This is a genomic window from Hymenobacter nitidus, assembly GCF_020447315.1.
Lineage (GTDB): Bacteria > Bacteroidota > Bacteroidia > Cytophagales > Hymenobacteraceae > Hymenobacter > Hymenobacter nitidus.
The window spans coordinates 96,114-113,301 of sequence record NZ_JAJADQ010000001.1 but is presented as its reverse complement, the minus strand read 5'-3'; the positions used below and the strand labels follow the sequence as shown (position 1 = coordinate 113,301).

Annotated in this window: 12 protein-coding genes; 3 read left to right on the top strand and 9 right to left on the bottom strand. The window is 59.4% G+C overall.

Annotated elements, in window-relative coordinates; all coding sequences use genetic code 11:
- Nucleotides 1-43 precede the first annotated feature (43 nt).
- Entirely contained in the window at nucleotides 44-2,131 is a 2,088-nt protein-coding gene (locus LGH70_RS00430) for a M3 family metallopeptidase (protein ID WP_226181632.1), read from the bottom strand.
- A 148-nt stretch (nucleotides 2,132-2,279) separates the two neighbouring features.
- Nucleotides 2,280-4,475: a DNA helicase RecQ gene (gene recQ, locus LGH70_RS00425; RefSeq protein ID WP_431357414.1), complete on the bottom strand. Its 2,196-nt coding sequence runs from the start codon at nucleotides 4,473-4,475 to the stop codon at nucleotides 2,280-2,282.
- 82 nt (nucleotides 4,476-4,557) lie between these two features.
- Here recQ and LGH70_RS00420 point away from each other — a divergent pair, with 82 nt between their 5' ends.
- Together LGH70_RS00420 and LGH70_RS00415 are read left to right on the top strand one after the other, a co-directional pair.
- Nucleotides 4,558-5,535 (top strand): KpsF/GutQ family sugar-phosphate isomerase, encoded by a 978-nt coding sequence (locus tag LGH70_RS00420; protein ID WP_262905196.1) that lies wholly within the window; start codon nucleotides 4,558-4,560, stop codon nucleotides 5,533-5,535.
- Nucleotides 5,536-5,618: 83 nt separating this feature from the next.
- Nucleotides 5,619-6,710, top strand: coding sequence for a mannose-1-phosphate guanylyltransferase (locus tag LGH70_RS00415; RefSeq protein ID WP_226181630.1), 1,092 nt, complete (start codon nucleotides 5,619-5,621; stop codon nucleotides 6,708-6,710).
- A gap of 122 nt (nucleotides 6,711-6,832) precedes the next feature.
- Here the strand turns inward: LGH70_RS00415 and LGH70_RS00410 are convergent, their stop codons facing one another.
- From LGH70_RS00410 to LGH70_RS00400, 3 genes are all read right to left on the bottom strand, one after another.
- On the bottom strand, nucleotides 6,833-7,336 hold the full coding sequence (locus LGH70_RS00410) for a cupin domain-containing protein (RefSeq protein WP_226181629.1): 504 nt from the start codon (nucleotides 7,334-7,336) through the stop codon (nucleotides 6,833-6,835).
- A gap of 100 nt (nucleotides 7,337-7,436) precedes the next feature.
- Nucleotides 7,437-8,501, bottom strand: a complete 1,065-nt coding sequence (locus LGH70_RS00405) for a LacI family DNA-binding transcriptional regulator (protein WP_226181628.1) — start codon at nucleotides 8,499-8,501, stop codon at nucleotides 7,437-7,439.
- Between the two features lie 105 nt (nucleotides 8,502-8,606).
- A complete protein-coding gene (locus LGH70_RS00400; RefSeq protein WP_226181627.1) occupies nucleotides 8,607-9,893 on the bottom strand; it encodes a sugar MFS transporter in 1,287 nt (428 codons plus the stop codon).
- Nucleotides 9,894-10,100: 207 nt separating this feature from the next.
- Here LGH70_RS00400 and LGH70_RS00395 point away from each other — a divergent pair, with 207 nt between their 5' ends.
- The gene (locus LGH70_RS00395; RefSeq protein ID WP_226181626.1) at nucleotides 10,101-11,180 is read left to right on the top strand and encodes a LacI family DNA-binding transcriptional regulator; all 1,080 of its coding nucleotides are present in this window, start codon (nucleotides 10,101-10,103) and stop codon (nucleotides 11,178-11,180) included.
- A gap of 90 nt (nucleotides 11,181-11,270) precedes the next feature.
- Here LGH70_RS00395 and rlmB read toward each other — a convergent pair whose 3' ends face one another.
- The 4 genes from rlmB to LGH70_RS00375 form a co-directional block, all read right to left on the bottom strand.
- Nucleotides 11,271-12,236, bottom strand: coding sequence for a 23S rRNA (guanosine(2251)-2'-O)-methyltransferase RlmB (gene rlmB, locus LGH70_RS00390; protein ID WP_226181625.1), 966 nt, complete (start codon nucleotides 12,234-12,236; stop codon nucleotides 11,271-11,273).
- A complete protein-coding gene (locus LGH70_RS00385; RefSeq protein ID WP_226181624.1) occupies nucleotides 12,200-13,423 on the bottom strand; it encodes a GWxTD domain-containing protein in 1,224 nt (407 codons plus the stop codon). Before LGH70_RS00385 ends, rlmB begins: the two co-directional genes overlap by 37 nt.
- 167 nt (nucleotides 13,424-13,590) lie before the next feature.
- On the bottom strand, nucleotides 13,591-16,578 hold the full coding sequence (locus LGH70_RS00380; RefSeq protein ID WP_226181622.1) for a glycosyltransferase family 117 protein: 2,988 nt from the start codon (nucleotides 16,576-16,578) through the stop codon (nucleotides 13,591-13,593).
- A gap of 157 nt (nucleotides 16,579-16,735) precedes the next feature.
- Nucleotides 16,736-17,137 (bottom strand): T9SS type A sorting domain-containing protein, encoded by a 402-nt coding sequence (locus tag LGH70_RS00375; RefSeq protein WP_226181620.1) that lies wholly within the window; start codon nucleotides 17,135-17,137, stop codon nucleotides 16,736-16,738.
- Nucleotides 17,138-17,188 lie beyond the last annotated feature (51 nt).

Here is a 17,188-nt window from a genome sequence, read left to right as displayed (position 1 = left end):
GTAGCAGCTGCTACCGGGCCTTTTTATGTGTTGCTGGAACCCGCTATAGGCCCAGCGACTTGAAGAAAGCCTCTTGGTTGGGCTCCCGGCCCAGGAATTCCTTCACCAGGTTGTATTCCTCATCGGTGCCGCCGCGGGCCAAGATCATGTCGCGGTAGCGCAGGCCGGTTTTCTGGTCCATGATGCCGTTCTTCTCGAACACGGAGAACATATCCTCGGCGTATACTTTCGACCACATGTAGCCGTAGTAGCCGGCGCCGTAGCCGGTGAGGTGGCCGAAAGCGGCCTGCATGTTGGTGCCATCCACGTAGGCGAAGGGCGTAATCTGGTTTTGCAGGCGCTTCACCACGTCGGTAGTGGTTTCGGTGCCAGTGGGGTCAAACTTGTCGTGCAGGGTCATGTCGAGCGTGCCGTACAGAATCTGCTGGGACGCGGCCAAACCCGAGCCCACGTTGCGGGCGGCCCACATCTTGTCGTAGAGCGGCTTGGGCAGCACCTCGCCGGTCTGGTAGTGCTTGGCGAAGGTCTTCAGGGCGTCGTAGTTCCAGGCCCAGTTTTCCAGAATCTGGGAGGGTGCCTCCACGAAGTCGCGCTTTACGCTGGTGCCCGACTGCGACGACAGCTCGGCCGTGGTCAGCAGGTTGTGCATCACGTGGCCAAACTCGTGGAAGAAAGTCACCACCTGCGGGTGGCTCATCAGGGCCGGCTTGCCGGGCGTGGGCGCGTTGAAGTTGCACAGCAGCACGGCCGTCGGAATCTGGTAGCCCTTGGGCGTGGCCTTGCCGCTGCTCACGCCGAAGCAGGCGGCGTGGGTGTACTTGTTGTCGCGCGGAAACAGGTCGAGGTAGAAGCGGCCGATGAGCTTACCGTCGCGCTGCACCTCAAACATGCGGGCATCCTTGTGCCACACCGAGGGGTCTTTCACCTCGTTGAACTTGAGGGCGAACAGGCTCTGCGTGGTCTGAAAGAGGCCGTCGACTACCTTGCTCACCTCGAAGTACTCCTTGATTTTCTCCGCGTCGAGCTGGTACTTGTCCTTCATCAGCAGGTTGTTGTAGAAGGTGCTTTCCCAGGGGTTAATGGTTTTGGCGCCGGCGTCCTTGGTGTAGGCGCGCTTCACGACGAGCAGCTCCTCTAGGTCCTGCTGGCTTTTCTGCTTCACGCGGTCTACCAGCTTGGTTTCGAAAGCCCAGACGGTTTCGGGCGTTTTGGCCATGCGGCTGCTGGTCTGGTAGGCGGCGTAGGTCTTGTAGCCCAGCAGGGTGGCCTTTTTCTGACGCTCGATCAGCAGCTGCTTTAGCACGTCCAGGTTCTTGTCGGCGGCGCGGTTGTTATAGAGCGTGTAGAGCTGCTTGCGCATGGCATCCGACTCGGCATACTTCATGAACGTGCCGTAGGCGGGGCCGTCCAGCCCGATGCGGTAGGCGTCACCGGCCTTGGGGCGGCTCTTGATGTAGTCCTCGGGCAGGCCTTTCATGTCGGCTACATTCACCAGCAGGAAGCCCTGGTCTTTGGCAATGTTGGCCCCGAAGGCAATGCTCAGGTCCCCGATTTTGTCGTTGATGGCCTGCAGCTCCTTGCGCTTTTCGGGCGTAAGGGCGAAGCCGTTGCGCTCATAGTCCTCCACCGTTTCGGTCAGGTACTTTTTGCGCGGTCCGGTCAGGCTCTGGGCCTCTTTGGTTTTCGAATAGTCCTTTACGGCCTTGTAGAGCTGCTCGTCCAGCTCCAGCTCGTTGCCATACTTGCTGATGACGGCAATGCTTTTCTGAGCTTGGTTGCGGATGGCCGAGTCGGGGCTGGCGTTGAACAGGATGCTGATGGGCCCGGCAATGGTGCCGATGTTGTCGCCCAGGTTGTCCAGCGCCAGCATGGTGTTGGCGAAGGTGCGCTTGGTGGCCGGCACCTTATAAATGGCCTGCAACGAGGTTTTGGTGCTACTGATAAGCACATCCGTGGCCTGCTTCACGTCGGCCTTGGTGGCCCGCCGAAAGTCGATAACCTGGTTGAAGCCGGGCATCAGCGGGTTGGGTGCCGGAGCCGGTTTGTCGGCCGCGGTGCTGAGCAGCGCGGCCATACTGGCCAGCACCGCGAGGCCGAGCTGCTTGACTGTGGGAGGGGAAAACGTGGGCATAAAGGAATTGGGTTTAGGAGTGCGACCCGAAGATAAATTTTTGCTAAAGACTTTCGGCTTACTCTCAGGTTGCGGCTAGTTGGGTTTGAAATAAAAAAGCCACTCCCGCAGGAGTGGCTTTTCATAATTCATGGACGGGCGAGAAGCTCTAGTTGGCGTATTCGCTCAGGAACTTGATGCGCATCAGCCGCAGATCTTCCTCGGTGTACTCGTCGGCACCGAGCTCCTTGAGGGCCACGGCAATATTGTCGGTGCTGGCCTGCAGGAAGTAGTCGGTGATTTCCTCCTGGCGGTCGTGGTCCAGCACGCCGTCGATGTAGTAGTCAAGGTTGAGCTTAGTGCCGGAGTAGCAGATGTGCTCAATCTCCTCCATCAGCTCGCGCATGTCGATGCCCTTGGAGGAAGCAATTTCCTCCAGGTCCATTTTCTTATCGATTTGCTGAATGATGTAGATCTTGATTTTCGACTTGTTGACGGCCGATTTCACCACTACGTCGGCGGCCGTCACGATGTCGTTTTCCTCGACGTACTTCTGAATCAGGGCCAGGAAGGGCTGCCCAAACTTCTGGGCCTTGCCCAACCCGACGCCGCCCACGTGGGCCAGGTCGTCAATCTTGGTGGGGAAGGTCGTGGCCATTTCCTTCAGGCTCGGGTCCTGAAACAGCACGTAGGGGGGCAGGTTTTTCTCCTTGGCTATCTTCTTGCGCAAGGATTTCAGCATCTCAAAAAGCGCGGCATCGTGGCCAGCGGCTTCCTGGACTTCCTCTTTTTCTTGCTCTTCTTTCACCTCTTCCTCGTAGTTGTGGTCCTTGGTGAGTTTGATTGAATGCGGATTCTCAATGAAATCTAAGCCTTTCGGACAAATTTTCACAACGCCGAAATTCTCAATATCCTTTTCCAGGAAACCATTCAGCAGCACCTGCCGCAGTACCGAGTGCCAGAAGGCCGCATCGTGGTCTTTACCCAGCCCGTACACCGGCAGCGCATTGTGGCCGTAGCTTTCCACGTGGGCGTTGTTCATGCCCATGAGCACCGTGCCGATGTGCTCGATGCCGAAGCGCTCCTCGGTTTGCACCACGGCTTTGAGGGCCATCAGCACTTCGTCCTTGGCCTCAAACCGCTCCTTGGGGTGGCGGCAGTTGTCGCAGAAGCCGCAGTCCTTCTCGAAATGCTCACCGAAGTAGTGCAGCAGCTGCTTGCGGCGGCACACGGCCGAGTCGGCGTAGTTAGCCATTTCCTGGAGCAGCAGCTTCGAGTTATCGCGCTCGGTCACGGGCTTGTCCTTGTTGAACTTCTCCAGCTTCACGATGTCGTCGTAGCTGTAGAACATCAGGCAGTTGCCTTCCAAACCGTCGCGGCCGCCGCGGCCGGTTTCCTGATAGTAGCCCTCAATGGACTTGGGCGTGTCGTAGTGAATCACGAAGCGCACGTCGGGCTTGTCGATACCCATGCCGAAGGCAATGGTGGCCACAATCACGTCGGCATCCTCGTTGAGGAAAGCGTCCTGGTTGGCCATGCGTACGTGGGGGTCGAGGCCGGCGTGGTAGGGCAGGGCGCGCACGTCGTTCACGCGCAGCAGCTCGGCAATTTCCTCCACTTTCTTGCGGCTCAGGCAATACACGATGCCCGCTTTGCCCTTGTGCTGCTTCACGTATTGAATCAGCTGCTTCTTGGTGTTGTGCTTGGGCCGTACTTCGTAGTAGAGGTTGGTACGGTTAAATGAGGTCTTGAATACCGAGGCCTCGTCCATCTGCAGGTTTTTCTGAATGTCGAGCTGCACCTTGGGCGTGGCCGTGGCCGTGAGGGCAATAATGGGCACCTGGCCGATATTGTCGATGATGCCCCGGATGCGGCGGTACTCAGGCCGGAAGTCGTGGCCCCACTCCGAAATACAGTGGGCCTCATCAATAGCCACGAAGCTGATGGTGGCCTTCTGCAGGAAGTCGATGGTTTCGTCCTTGGTCAGGCTCTCGGGCGCCACGTAGAGCAGCTTCACCTCGCCGCTGATGACGTCCTTTTTCACCCGGTTGATTTCCGACTTCGACAGGGTCGAGTTCAGAAACTGGGCATTCACGCCGAAAGCGTTGAGCTGGTCCACCTGATTTTTCATCAGGGCAATCAGGGGGGAAATGACGATGGCCGTGCCGGGCAGAATGAGGGCGGGCAGCTGGTAGCACAAGGACTTACCGGCGCCGGTAGGCATAATCACGAAGGTATTGTTGCCCTCAATGACGTTCTGAATAATGGCTTCCTGTGTACCGCGGAACTGACCGTACCCAAAAACTTCCTTTAACTTGCCTTTCAGATCAGCCTCACGCTTGACTGCTTGTTTTACCGCTGGCATCGACATTTCCACTTGCTCTTTTGGGTTGCAGACTTGAGCACCAACACTTCGGTGTTGGCTACTCAATCTAGACAAATTTAGATTGAAACAGCAGAACGACACCATCACAATTGCAAAAAAAGTGCTTCTCGAAGAAGCTGACGCCGTTCGGGGCGTGGCCGAGGCCATTGCCCAAACGCCGGATTTTGCACAATGCGTAGCCGCCATACTCTCTTTACGGGGTCGGGTCGTAGTCACCGGCATCGGGAAGAGTGCCCACATTGCGGGTAAAATGGTGGCCACACTGAACTCCACGGGCACCCCCGCGCTGTTTATGCACGCCGCCGACGCCATTCACGGCGACCTGGGCATGATTCAGCCCGAGGATTTTGTCATTGCCATCAGCAAGAGCGGCGACACGCCCGAAATAAAAGTGCTGGTGCCGCTGCTCAAGCGCAAGGGCGTGCCGCTGGCTGCCTTGGTCAGCAACGCCGACTCCTACCTGGGCGTGCAGGCCACCTACGTGCTGCATGCTCCCGTCACGCGTGAGGCTTGCCCGCACAATCTGGCGCCCACCACCAGCACCACCGCGGCCCTGGCCCTGGGCGACGCGCTGGCCGTGTGTTTGCTGGAGTCGCGCGAGTTTACCTCCGCCGACTTTGCCCGCCTGCACCCCGGGGGCACGCTGGGCAAGAAGCTCTACCTGAAGGTAGGCGACCTGAGCCGGCAGAACCAGACGCCCCAGGTGCCGGAAGACGCGCCGCTCAAGGAAATCATCCTGGAAATATCGGGCAAACGCCTCGGGGCCACGGCCGTTCTGGACCAGGAAGGTCAGCAGTTGCTGGGCATTATCACCGATGGCGACCTGCGCCGCATGCTCACCAACTTCACGAATCTGGACGACGTGCGGGCCCGCGACATTATGACGCCCCAGCCGATGAGCATTGATGTGGACGACTTTGCGGCCGAGGCTTTAGTCCGGATGCAAAATCGTAATATCACCCAACTCATTGTCACTGAACAAGGTCGGTTCAGCGGGTTCATCCACTTGCACGACTTGCTGCGCGAGGGCTTGGTATAGTCAAATAGTTACATTACTTTACGCTTAAATACCATGTTTGCTTTTTTTGGGCGTGGTAACACCCTTTAATTGTCTTCTTACTGATGAATCAGAACACGTTCCTCGTCGTGATGGCCGGTGGTATCGGCAGCCGCTTCTGGCCCTTCAGCCGTACCCACCTGCCCAAGCAGTTTCACGACGTGATGGGCGTAGGCCGCTCGATGCTGCAGCTCACCGTCGACCGGTTCAAAGAAATCTGCCCGCCCGAAAACGTATTTGTTGTCACCAACCGCGACTACACCGAGCTGGTGCAGCAGCACCTGCCGGAACTGCCCGCTTCCCAGATCCTGGGCGAGCCCATCGGGCGCAACACCGCGCCCTGCATTGCCTACGCCAGCTACTGCATTGCCAAGCGCAACCCGCAGGCCACCATCGTGGTGACGCCCGCCGACCACGCCGTGCTGCACGAGGAGGAGTTTCGCAACATCATTCGGCAGGCCATTGACGTGGCCGAAAACCACGAGGTGCTGCTCACGCTGGGCATTCAGCCCTCCCGCCCCGACACCGGCTACGGCTACATTCAGTACATCGACGAAGACAGCAAAAGCGGCTTGCCCAAAAACGTGAAGAAGGTGAAAACCTTCACCGAGAAGCCCAATCTGGAGCTGGCCCGCATGTTTGTGGATAGCGGCGACTTTCTGTGGAATTCGGGCCTGTTTGTGTGGCGTGCCGATGTCATCATCCACGCCTTTCACCAGTACCTGGGCGATATTGCCGAAGTGTTTGACGAAGGCATCAGCGAGCTGGGCACTGAAGACGAAGCCGAATTTATTACCCAGGCCTACACACGCTGCCGCAACATCAGCATCGACTACGGCGTGATGGAAAAGGCCGACAACGTGTACGTGCTGCCCGCCGACTTCGGCTGGAGCGACCTGGGCACCTGGGACTCGCTGCACCGCATGGGCCACCACGATGCCGATAACAACGTGGTAGACGGCGATGCGCTGCTCTACGATACGCGCGAGTGTGTTATCAAAACGCCTTCCGAGCGCCTCGTCGTGGTGCAGGGCCTCGACGGCTACATTATTGCCGAATACGACAACGTGCTGCTGATTTGTAAGCGCACGGAAGAGCAACGGGTAAAGGAGTTCGTGGCCGACGTGAAGTCCAAAAAGGGCAACGGCTACAACTAGGCGTAATGGCGCAGGTAGTGTGACTACCATTCAGTGCTGACCAGAGCATAAAAAAGCAGGCTGCTATTCCGGACGGAGTAGCAGCCTGCTTTTTTATGCTTTAGTGGCAACGGGTTTTCAAATCAGCGGCCAAAGTCGTCCTGCACCCGCACAATGTCGTCTTCGTCGGAAGGCTGCTGGGCGTCGGTGTGCTGCCAGATTTCGGCTATCATGCCCCAGTCGTCAAGGCCCACGAGGCGGTGCCGCTCACCCTGCCGGAGCGTGATAGTCTGACCCGGTGCGTAGGTTTGCAGCTCGCCTTCTTCGTCGGTGGGGCTGGTAATGACGCCCACGGTGCCGCGCACCACCTTCCAGATTTCGGCCCGGCGGTGGTGGTACTGCCAGGAAAGGCGCTGATGGGGGGCCACGAGTAGCACTTTAGGGCTCAGCTTGCCCGAAATGCGCAGCTCATCCACGGGCAGGCCATCGAAGTAGGCATCGGCAAACTGCTGGGCCTGGTTTTCATCGAGCACGAAAAAGCCACCCCAGGGGCGGGACTGGTCTTGCTGGGCGATACCGAAACCCTGCGCCTGCAACTGGTGCTGGGTTTGCTGAAATAGCTGCTGCTTGGATACACTGGAACTCATGCGCAGAAGAAGAGGAGGGGAGAGGTTAGGTCAGGACCAGTAAAAGGTAAGTAGAACTGCGGATTTGGCCTTACACCCCGAAAAAATTTCTGTAAAAGCCTTACCGGTTCTCCGCCGGAATGCGCTGCTCCTGCGACTGGTGCAGCGACGAGCTGCGGATAATCAGCTCGGGCTTGAGCACCAGATGGGGCGGCTCGTAGGCAGGGCCGCGCTTGAGCAGCTGCAGAAACAGGCGCACCGCCGTTTCGCCCATCTGCTCGGCCCGCTGGTCAACCACCGTCATCTGGGGCTGGGTCATGGTAGTGAAAGGCTCGTTGCTGAAGCAGGCCAGGGCAATATCCTGGGGTACGCGCAGGCCCTTCTCGCGCAATACTTCCAGAGCCCCGACCGAGGGAATGGCGTAGGCGGCAAAAACACCGTCGAGGGGGGGCTCCAGGGCCAGCAGGTGCTGCATGCCCAAGCGGCCGGCATCGTGGGTCAGGGAAGGCAGGGCATACACCCAGTCATCTTCGAAGGGCAGGCCGTGGGCTTCCAGGGCCGCTTTGTAGCCCAGAAACCGGTTGCGGCTGGTGTTCAGGTGCTGGGGGCCGGCCAGATGAACAATACGTTTGCAACCTTGGGCAATGAGGTGCGACACGGCCTGGTAAGCGCCCTGAAAATCGTCGAGCACCACGGCCATGCTGCGCGGCAGCTCCGGGGCCCGGTCGAAGAACACGAGGGGCGTACCCTGGCGGCGCACCTGCTCGAAGTGGTCCATGTCGGCAAAGGTGGTGGCCGATACCGACACCAGAATGCCCTCGACCTGCGCGGCCAGCAGGGTTTCGATGTTTTTTTGCTCGCGCCGTAGCTCCTCGTTCGACTGGCACAGCAGCACGTTGAAGCCTTCCAGGGTGGCTACTTTCTCGATGCCGTTCATCACAGCCGGAAAGAAATAGCCTTTGATGTGGGGCACAATTACGCCGATAGTTTTGCTGTGACCCCGGCGCAGGGCGGCGGCCAGCTGGTTGGGCCGGTAGTTCAGCTCCTGGGCCATCTGGCGCACCCGCTCCTTAGTCGTTTCGCTGATGTCGCGGTGGTCGGCCAGGGCCCGGGAGACGCTGGAGGTCGACAGGTTGAGGGCTTTTGCTAAATCCCGAAGCGAGATTTGCTGCTTTTTAGCGGCCATAGGTCAGTGCGGTTAAGACAGGAAGCATTGCCAGTCGAACCCAAGGAACAACACAGACCGCAATTGCCCAAGAAAACTTGCACAACAGTTGCGTAACCATCGGCCTCAAGACGAAGCTGCCCCGGCCCGGCGGCTGCCCCGCAGCCCATACCAGAGCACATAGAGGTAGCACAGCACGGGCAGCAGCAGGGCCATGCGTAAGCCGCTCTGGTCGGCAATAGAGCCGAAAAGCATGGGAATGAGGGCCCCGCCCACGATGGCCATGCACAGCAGCCCCGAGGCTTGCTCGGTGCGGTAACCCAGCCCCGCAACGGCCAGCGTAAAGATGGTCGAAAACATCAGGGAGTTCATCAGGCCCACCGCCAGCAGGCTCCAGGTCGCAACTTCCCCGGTGGTGTTAATGGAAATGAGCACCAGCACAATAGCGCCCACGGCGTTGAAGGCCAGAAGCTTGCCGGGAGGAAATCTGTTGAGCAGGTAGGCCCCCGAAAACCGGCCAATCATGGCTGCGCCCCAGTAAAACAGCACCCGGTCGCCGGCGGCTTTGGGGCCAAGGGCCAGCACATCGGGCAGGGCCAGGTAGTTCACAATGTGCGAGCCAATGGCTACCTCCGCGCCTACGTAGGCAAAGATGCCAACCACGCCGAGCACCAGATGGCGGTAGCTCCAAATGCTGGCCGTCGACTCGGGCTCGACCAGGCCGGTTTCGGTAGCCGGCGCCACCTGGGGCAGATGCACGCGGCTGAGCAACAAGCTGATCAGCAGCAGGGCCGTGCCAATCACCAGGTAGGGTACCTGCACGGCTTTCACATCGATGGCCATGGCGCTGGTGGCATTATCCAAGGTAGGCAGGTGGCTCAGAATAAGCGCGCTGCCGACGTAAGGTGCCAGGGTGGTGCCCAGCGAGTTGAAGGCCTGGGTGAGCGTGAGACGGGAGGAGGCCGACGCGGGCGGCCCCAGAATGGCAACGTAGGGGTTGGCGGCCACCTGCAGAATGGTGATGCCGGAGGCCAGCACGAACAAGGCCCCCAGAAAGAGCCCGTACACCCGGGCTTCCGCCGCCGGATAAAACAGATACGCGCCGGCCGCCGCCACCGCAAAGCCAAGCAGCATGCCCCGCTTGTAGCCCACGCGCGCCACGAGCATGCCGGCCGGAACGCTGATAAAGAAGTATGCCCCGAAAAAACACAGGTTGATCAGGTTGGCCTGGGCAAAGGAGAGCTGAAAAATGGCTTTCAGGTAGGGAATCAGAATGTCATTGAGACAGGTAATGAAGCCCCACAGGAAAAACAGCGTCGTCACGGCGCTCAGGGCCGAGGTGTAGCGCGGCGCCGGGCCGGTAGCAACGGGAGTCGGCGACGGATTAACCAGACTGGGCGAGGGCAAGGCCATAGAGCAAACAGTAAGTGGATGGGGAGGGCAAACAGGGAATAAAAGCGCGAAATCAGCGTAGCGGAAGCGCCCGGACTGGGTGCCGCCCGCAGCGTAAAGTAGCTATTTCCGGTTGGCTTCAGATGTGGTATTGCCGCTGGTGAAGGAAAGCCGGCGGGTTGAAGCCTTTGTTCTACCTTTGAGGGGTAACTCCTAGACAATTGCGGTATGAGCACGAAGGTGAAGAAACGGACGCTGATTAACGATATAGCCAGCCACCTGGAAGTGTCCATTGCCACCGTATCGTTGGTGCTGAACGGCAAAGCCAAGCAAAGCCGCATCAGCGACGCCGTGGCCGAGCGGGTATTGAAGTACGTGGAAGAAGTGGGCTACAAGCCCAACCACCTGGCCAAAAGCCTGCGCACGGGCAAAACCCACGTTATCGGCCTGGTCGTGGAAGATATTGCCAACCCGTTTTTCGCCACCGTCGCCGCCCTGATTGAGCGCCAGGCTTTCGAGCGGGGCTACCGCATTATCTACTGCAGCACCAACAACGAGCCGGCCAAGGCCCGGGAGCTGATTGCCATGTTTCAGGAGCGGCACGTGGACGGCTTTATCGTTGTGCCTTCCGAGGGAATCGACAAGGAAGTAAGCGACATTCTGCGCGAGCAAACGCCCATCGTGCTGTTCGACCGGTACTTACCGGATCTGCCCACCAACTACGTCGTGGTAGATGGAGCCCAGGGCACGGCCGAGGCCACGCGCCATTTGCTGGCGCAGGGCTACACTAATATTGCCTTCATCACCACCGATTCGGTGCAGACGCAGATGGAAGCGCGCCTGCAGGGCTACACGCAAGTGCTGGAGGAGCAGAATCTGCCCCGGAAAGTGCAGCGCGTCGTAGTGACCAAAGACACGGAGCCCATTATTGCCGGCATTCAGGAGTTCCTGCAGGCCAACCCCGAAGTTGATGCCATTCTCTTCTCGACCAACTACCTGAGCATCTACGGCCTGGAAGCCATTTCGCGGCTGGGGTTGCGTATTCCTGATGATCTGGCTATTATTTCCTACGATGACCACGACCTATTCCGGCTCTATACCCCGGCTATTACCGTCATTGCTCAGCCCGTGGAAAGCATTGCCAAAAACGTCATCGACATTCTGTTGCACGAGCTGCAGGAGCCCGGCGACCAGGCCACGGCTGCTCCCCAGAGCCTTGTGCTGGCCCCTTCGCTGGTGATCCGCAAATCGTCGCTCAAAACGGCAGTAGTAATTCCGAAGCCGGTGGCTGCCGTAGGGCTGGGCTAGGCAAGAATACGGCGCGTTTTGGCAATAAAAAGCCCCTTCCCGTGACAATGGGAAAGGGCTTTTCGGTAAAGGGCGGTTTTTGCTTACGCGTTACTGGCCGCTTTTCAGACGCTGACGCAGTACTTCGAACAGCATAATACCGCTGGCTACCGACACGTTCAGGGAGCCAATCTGGCCGGCCATGGGAATACGCAGCTTGTAGTCGGCCAGCTTCAGGTATTCGGGCGAAATACCGTCTTCCTCGCTGCCCATCAACACGGCCACGGGCCCGGTCATGTCTACGGTACCGGCCTCGAGGCTGGCATCCGACTTCTCGGTGCAGGCAATAACCGTGACGCCGGACTGCTGCAAAAAGCTGATGGTTTCCTTCAGGTTCGGCTCACGGCACACCGGAATCAGGTTCAGGGCGCCGGCCGAGGTTTTCAGCGCGTCCCCGTTGATCTGGGCGGCCCCGCGGCTGGGCACTACAATGGCGTGCACGCCCATACACTCGGCGTTGCGGGCAATAGAGCCGAAGTTGCGCACATCCGTAATCCGGTCGAGCAGCAGCAGCAGGGGTGTTTTGCCTTCCTCGTAGAGGCCCGCCAGAATACTGTCGAGTGGCTGGTAGTCAATAGGCGACACGAAGGCAACGGCGCCTTGGTGGTTCTTACGGGTCAGGTCGTTGAGCTTTTCAATCGGCACCAGCGACATGGGCACGTTGGCGGCTTTGGCCAACTCCGTAATTTCCTGGGTTACGCTGTTTTTGGTGCCGCGCAGCAGGTAAATCTTCTCCAGCGTGCGACCCGCGCCCAGCGCCTCCAGAATCGGGCGCAAGCCAAACAGCATGTCGATGCTGCGGTCGGCGGCGGGCTTGTGGGGGTAACGGGGCTTGTAGTCGCCGCCACCGCCGCGCGAATCGCGCGCGTCGCCACCACGGTCGTCGCGGCCTTCCCCGCGAGGCTCGCGCCGGTCGTCGCCGCTACGGTCGTCGCGGTTTACCGGGCGGTTTTCGCTGTTATAAAATGTGCGCCGCTCATTCAGCGGCCGCTCCGGGCGGTCAGTCCTTTTCTCCATTGCTCAACGGCGGCATACCAAAGCATTTCGTACTCCGGCCGGCGCACCAATTCATAGTGTTCGGGGGCAAAGGTACTGGGTTTGGGCCGGAACGTATACGTGCCGCCGCCGCTGTTGGTGTCGCGGTACACCCAGCGCTCCTCCGTGGCCGTCCGATAAACCACTTCGGGTGCGCCCAGGGCAATGTAGAGCATACCCCGGTCGGTCATCCAGCCGGCCTTGTGGGTGGTAAATAACTGGTTGGCTACCCGCACCCGTTCGTAATAGGTTCGAATCAGCTGGCGGGCCACGGTCTGGTTGCCGCCGGCCACTTTCAGCCAGAACGCATCGACGGCGCGCTTGGGCTCGGCGGCGTCCGTGAGCTTTTTGCGCTCGGCCGACGTAGTCAAGTAAATCAGGGGCTGAATCAGCTCGTCGGCCGTGTTCAGCTCGGGAAAGTCCTGGTCTACCACGAGCAGGCCGTAGCCCATCGGTGCCTCCGCAACGCGCAGCATATACAGCCCGGGTTGCGCCAGGCCCAGCTGCTGCCCCGCCCGAAAGAAGACAGAGTCGCGAGCGGGCAGAGTGCGGGCCACGGGCTGGGCGCCGGGGTTAGCCATGGGGGGCAGAGCCGCCTGGAAACCGGCGTCGTAGCGCTTCACTACCAGCGGTTTCTCCGGGCCGTAGCTATCCACCAGGAACGGCTCCTGCACCCGCACGTAGCGACGCAGCAGCGGGTCGCCCAGCGAATCGGTGAGTACGAAGGTGCGGCCCAGGCGCTCTTTGGTAATGCTCAGCCACAGGGCCTCACTGGCATCGTCCGAGTCGGGCGGGTCGCAGGTTACGCTCAGCACCTGACCCGGCTGCAGCGCCGATGCCGGCAGGCTGAACTCCACCCAGGTGGCCGTCCGCACGCGCCGCATCCGGCGGCTTACCTGCCGCACGGTGTCGCGCCAGAGGGGCCGCTTGGCGTCGTAGCTGGTCCAGGCCGCTAGGCGCAACGGGTTGCCGCGCTGCAGCACGCTGCCATCGGCAAAGCGCAGGTACACGCGCAGACTGTCGCCCTCACGCCGGGTATCGGCCAGGATGCGGCGTAGCGGCTGGTACTGCCCGGCAAAGTCGCGGCGCGGGTCAGCGGAAACCGTAGCGGCACCAAGGCTCAGAAAAAGGGCTAATCCGAGCGTAAGACGGCGTATAAGAGCGGGCATCTGAGTCGGGAAAGAGGCGAAAGGAAGCATTGCTAAAAAGCGTGGTCTTTCAGCAACGTATAAGCCAAGGTGTATAGTACGAAGGCAGGGTAGGAAGAGGCTCAACGAAAACAGCCACCCTGTTTTGCAGGGCGGCTGTTTTGGTAGCTATGAGCAAAATCATGGCTCTACTGACGGGGATAATACTGGTTCAGCAGATCCAGCGCCTTTTTGGCCCGGGCCTGGTCCCCGATTTCCTCGGCGGCCCGGTACACGCTTTGCAGCGCCAGCAGGTTGGTTTGCACTTCCATGTCGAACAGCGCATTGTTGTTGGTGCTGTAATACGCCAACGACTGCTGGGCACGGTTGGTCATGGTATCCATGATTTCGTTGGCGCGCTGCTGCTCACCCACTTTTACCAGCGGCACCACAAACTGCGGCACGTAGTAGTCGTAGCGAATTGACTTGTCGGGCATCACCGCGAAGCACTTGTCGAGCACTTCCTTGGCCTTGGCTTTGTCGCCGGCAGCCAGATAGGCCTCGGCCAGGCGCGAGAACTTGTCGCGGTAGTTGGCCGGGAAGCGCAGGTTGTTTTCGTCGTAGAAGATGTCGGCCCGGTCGAGGTTGCGGTAGGCAAACTTCTTCATCATGTTCTCAAACATGAGGTCCTTCACCACGTAGCCCTCGTTGCCGCGCGGGTCGTAGTTGGGGTCCTTGGCCGGCAGCACGCGGTAGGCCATGCCTTCGAGCTGGAAGTAGGGCTGCAGGTTCATGAAGTCCGAGGAATTCACGGTGCTGGAGAAGTAAATCGGCCGCTTCCAGTTGTTGGTGGCCAGCATGTCCAGAATCACCAGATTTTTCTTCTCGATGGCGCCTTTGCCCATGTCCCACTCCATGCGGGATACCAGCTGCTTGCGGCGCTCCTGCGGAATAACGCCCGAGGCAAGCACCGCGGTAGTATCGATGGGCAGGTAGAACTTGCGCGTGGGGAACGAGAGCAGGGGCCGGCCGCTCTGGGTCTGCACCTGCAGCAGCGGGCTGCCCTGATCCACGAGGCCGATAAACTCGCGCAGGTTTACTTCCTGCACCGCCGGATTTTCCACGAAGGGCAGATAGTCGTTGGTGCCCTGCGCGTAGTTGTCGCTCTTCATGGAGATGGGCAACGGCTGCGACAGGTACGAGCGGCGCTTCATCTGCTCGATGTACCAGTCGGTGTTCAGGTAGCTCAGTACGGCTACGCGCACGTCGGTCCGCACGCCTTCCACTTCCTGGGCATACCAGAGGGGGAAGGTATCGTTGTCGCCGTTGGTAAACAGAATGGCATTCGGGGCGCAGGAATTCAGCAGGTTTTTAGCTGAGTCCACGGAGTTATAGCGGTCCGAACGGTCATGGTCGTCCCAGCCCTGCGCTACCATCAGCGCCGGGGCCAGCAAGCCCACCAGCGTGGCAACGGCAGCACGGGCACCATCAGCTTTGAGAACAGCTTTCAGCAAGTCGGCCAAGCCCAGCACACCCAGGCCAATCCAGATGGCAAAGGCGTAGGTGGCACCGGTGAAGGTGTAGTCCCGCTCCCGGGGCTCAATCGGGGGCTGGTTGAGGTAGAACACGATGGCTAGGCCCGTAAAGACGAACAGCAAGCCAATAACCAAGGCGTTGCGGCCGTCGCGCCGGACGTGGAAGAACAAGCCAATCAGGCCCATGATGAGCGGAATGGCGAAGAAGTTGTTACGGGCGGGGCTGTTGGCAATCCGCTCGGGCAAGCCGTTCTGGCCCGCACTCGTGGGCCACACCACGCCGGCCTGCTGAATGTCACTTTCGCGGCCCACGTAGTTCCACATGAAATAGCGCCAGTACATGTGGCCCATCTGGTAACGGAACAAAAAGCTCAGGTTCTGGCCCATGGTGGGCTTGGTCTGCTCCTGAATGTCGACCCACTTCTTGTAGTTGTAGATGTGCTCGGGGGCGGGGCTGTAGATGCGCGGAATCAGCATCTTGTCCTCGTCGCGGTAGATGGTTTCCAGGCGACGCTCGGCAATAACGTACTTGTCGCCGCGGCGCACGTAGCGCGGCGCGCCTTCCTTCTGGTCTACGGGCTCGGCATTGAACTGCGGACCATAGAGCAGGGGCCGGTCGCCGTACTGCTCACGCTTGAGGTAGCTCACGAAGGACAGCACATCCTCGGGCGCGTTTTCGTTGATAGTAGGGTGGTAGCTCGAACGAATCGGGACAATCAGATACGACGAGTAGCCGATCAGAATGAACACGAAGCTCAGCATTGCCGTGTTGATCAGGCGGTTGTGGTGGCGGAAGGAGTAGCGGAAGCCAAACCAGATCAGGGCCACGAACAGCAGCAGGAAGAACACCAGGCCCGAGTTGAAGGGCAAACCGATACTGTTCACGAAAAACACCTCGAAAGCACCGGCCAGCGTGGGCAGACCGGGTATGATGCCGGCCAGAATCAGGCCCACAATCACGCTGCTGATAACCAACGTGAAAATGCCGCCCTTAGTGGTCGGGTTGGCAGTGCGACGGTAGTAGTAGATGAAGCCCAAGGCCGGAATAGCCAGCAGGTTCAGCAAATGGACGCCGATGCTCAGGCCGATGACGTAGGCAATCAGAATCAGCCACTTGTCGGAATCGGCCTCGTCGGCGCGGTTTTCCCACTTCAGCATAATCCAGACGACGGCCGCGGTGCAGAGGGCCGACATGGCGTATACCTCCGCTTCCACGGCATTAAACCAGAACGAATCGGAGAAGGCAAAGGCCAGGGAGCCAACAACGCCTGCACCCAGAATCAGCAGAGTCTGGCCGCTGGTGGGCTCCAGGCGGCGGTTGTCGTGCAGACCGGACTGGGGCACGACCAGCTTCTTGGCCAGCATCGTGATGGTCCAGAACAGGAACAGCACCGTAAACGAACTGCTCAGGGCCGACAGGAAGTTGACCAGCACCGACACTTTGGTGACGTCGCCGAAGGAGAAGAGCGAGAACAGGCGGCCCAGCAGCAGGAAGGTGGGGGCTCCGGGCGGGTGCGGCACCAGCAGCTTGTAGGAGCAGGCAATAAACTCGCCGCAGTCCCAGAAGCTGGCCGTGGGCTCTAGCGTGAGCAGATAGGTAAGGGTGGCGATGGCAAAAACGAGCCAGCCGACTAGGTTATTCAGGCTTTTGTAACTCCGCATACTGGTTTAATCAGAGAAGGGCCAAAAGTAGGCAATAAATCTGGCCATGCCGCACCCCGAATACAGACACCTGCCGGCGGCTATATTCCGGGGAATGCATAAAAAAAGCAGCCAGGATGCTGGCTGCTTTCAGGAAGATGGTCAGGAACTGAATTGCTTAATTCTGTAGAATTAACCGCTTGGTGCTTACTACCTTATCGTTGACCAGCAGGCTGTAGAAGTACACGCCGGCGGGCAGATCCGACAGATTAACGGGCGTGCCTTCCATTCCAATTTCGGGCCGCAGGGCAATGGTCCGTACTTCCCGGCCAATGATGTTGCTGAAGCGCAGCTTGTAGTTTTCGGAGGCTTTCTGCTCTAATGACACCATCACCAGGCCCTTGCTGGGGTTGGGATACAGGCTAAGCAAAGGTGTGGCTACCGCTGTTGCGGGCCGGGCCGGAGTAGTCTGGCTGGTCATCATCTGGTGCCGCAGGGAAAGCCCAACGGTGGCGGCCAAAGACGAGAGCTGAGCCAGCACCAGAGCCAGAAGTAAAAAAAGACGCGTAGAAGTTTTCATGTTGGGTAGGTTCAGAGCGGTAAGGTAGCGGACGTTTGCAGTCGAGTTATA

Coding starts and splice junctions, on each gene's coding strand:
- rlmB (WP_226181625.1), bottom strand. CDS start 12,236: ATGGAGAAAAGGACTGACCGCCCGGAGCGGCCGCTGAATGAGCGGCGC.
- LGH70_RS00430 (WP_226181632.1), bottom strand. CDS start 2,131: ATGCCCACGTTTTCCCCTCCCACAGTCAAGCAGCTCGGCCTCGCGGTG.
- LGH70_RS00380 (WP_226181622.1), bottom strand. CDS start 16,578: ATGCGGAGTTACAAAAGCCTGAATAACCTAGTCGGCTGGCTCGTTTTT.
- LGH70_RS00415 (WP_226181630.1), top strand. CDS start 5,619: ATGAATCAGAACACGTTCCTCGTCGTGATGGCCGGTGGTATCGGCAGC.
- LGH70_RS00375 (WP_226181620.1), bottom strand. CDS start 17,137: ATGAAAACTTCTACGCGTCTTTTTTTACTTCTGGCTCTGGTGCTGGCT.
- recQ (WP_431357414.1), bottom strand. CDS start 4,475: ATGCCAGCGGTAAAACAAGCAGTCAAGCGTGAGGCTGATCTGAAAGGC.
- LGH70_RS00410 (WP_226181629.1), bottom strand. CDS start 7,336: ATGAGTTCCAGTGTATCCAAGCAGCAGCTATTTCAGCAAACCCAGCAC.
- LGH70_RS00395 (WP_226181626.1), top strand. CDS start 10,101: ATGAGCACGAAGGTGAAGAAACGGACGCTGATTAACGATATAGCCAGC.
- LGH70_RS00400 (WP_226181627.1), bottom strand. CDS start 9,893: ATGGCCTTGCCCTCGCCCAGTCTGGTTAATCCGTCGCCGACTCCCGTT.
- LGH70_RS00405 (WP_226181628.1), bottom strand. CDS start 8,501: ATGGCCGCTAAAAAGCAGCAAATCTCGCTTCGGGATTTAGCAAAAGCC.
- LGH70_RS00385 (WP_226181624.1), bottom strand. CDS start 13,423: ATGCCCGCTCTTATACGCCGTCTTACGCTCGGATTAGCCCTTTTTCTG.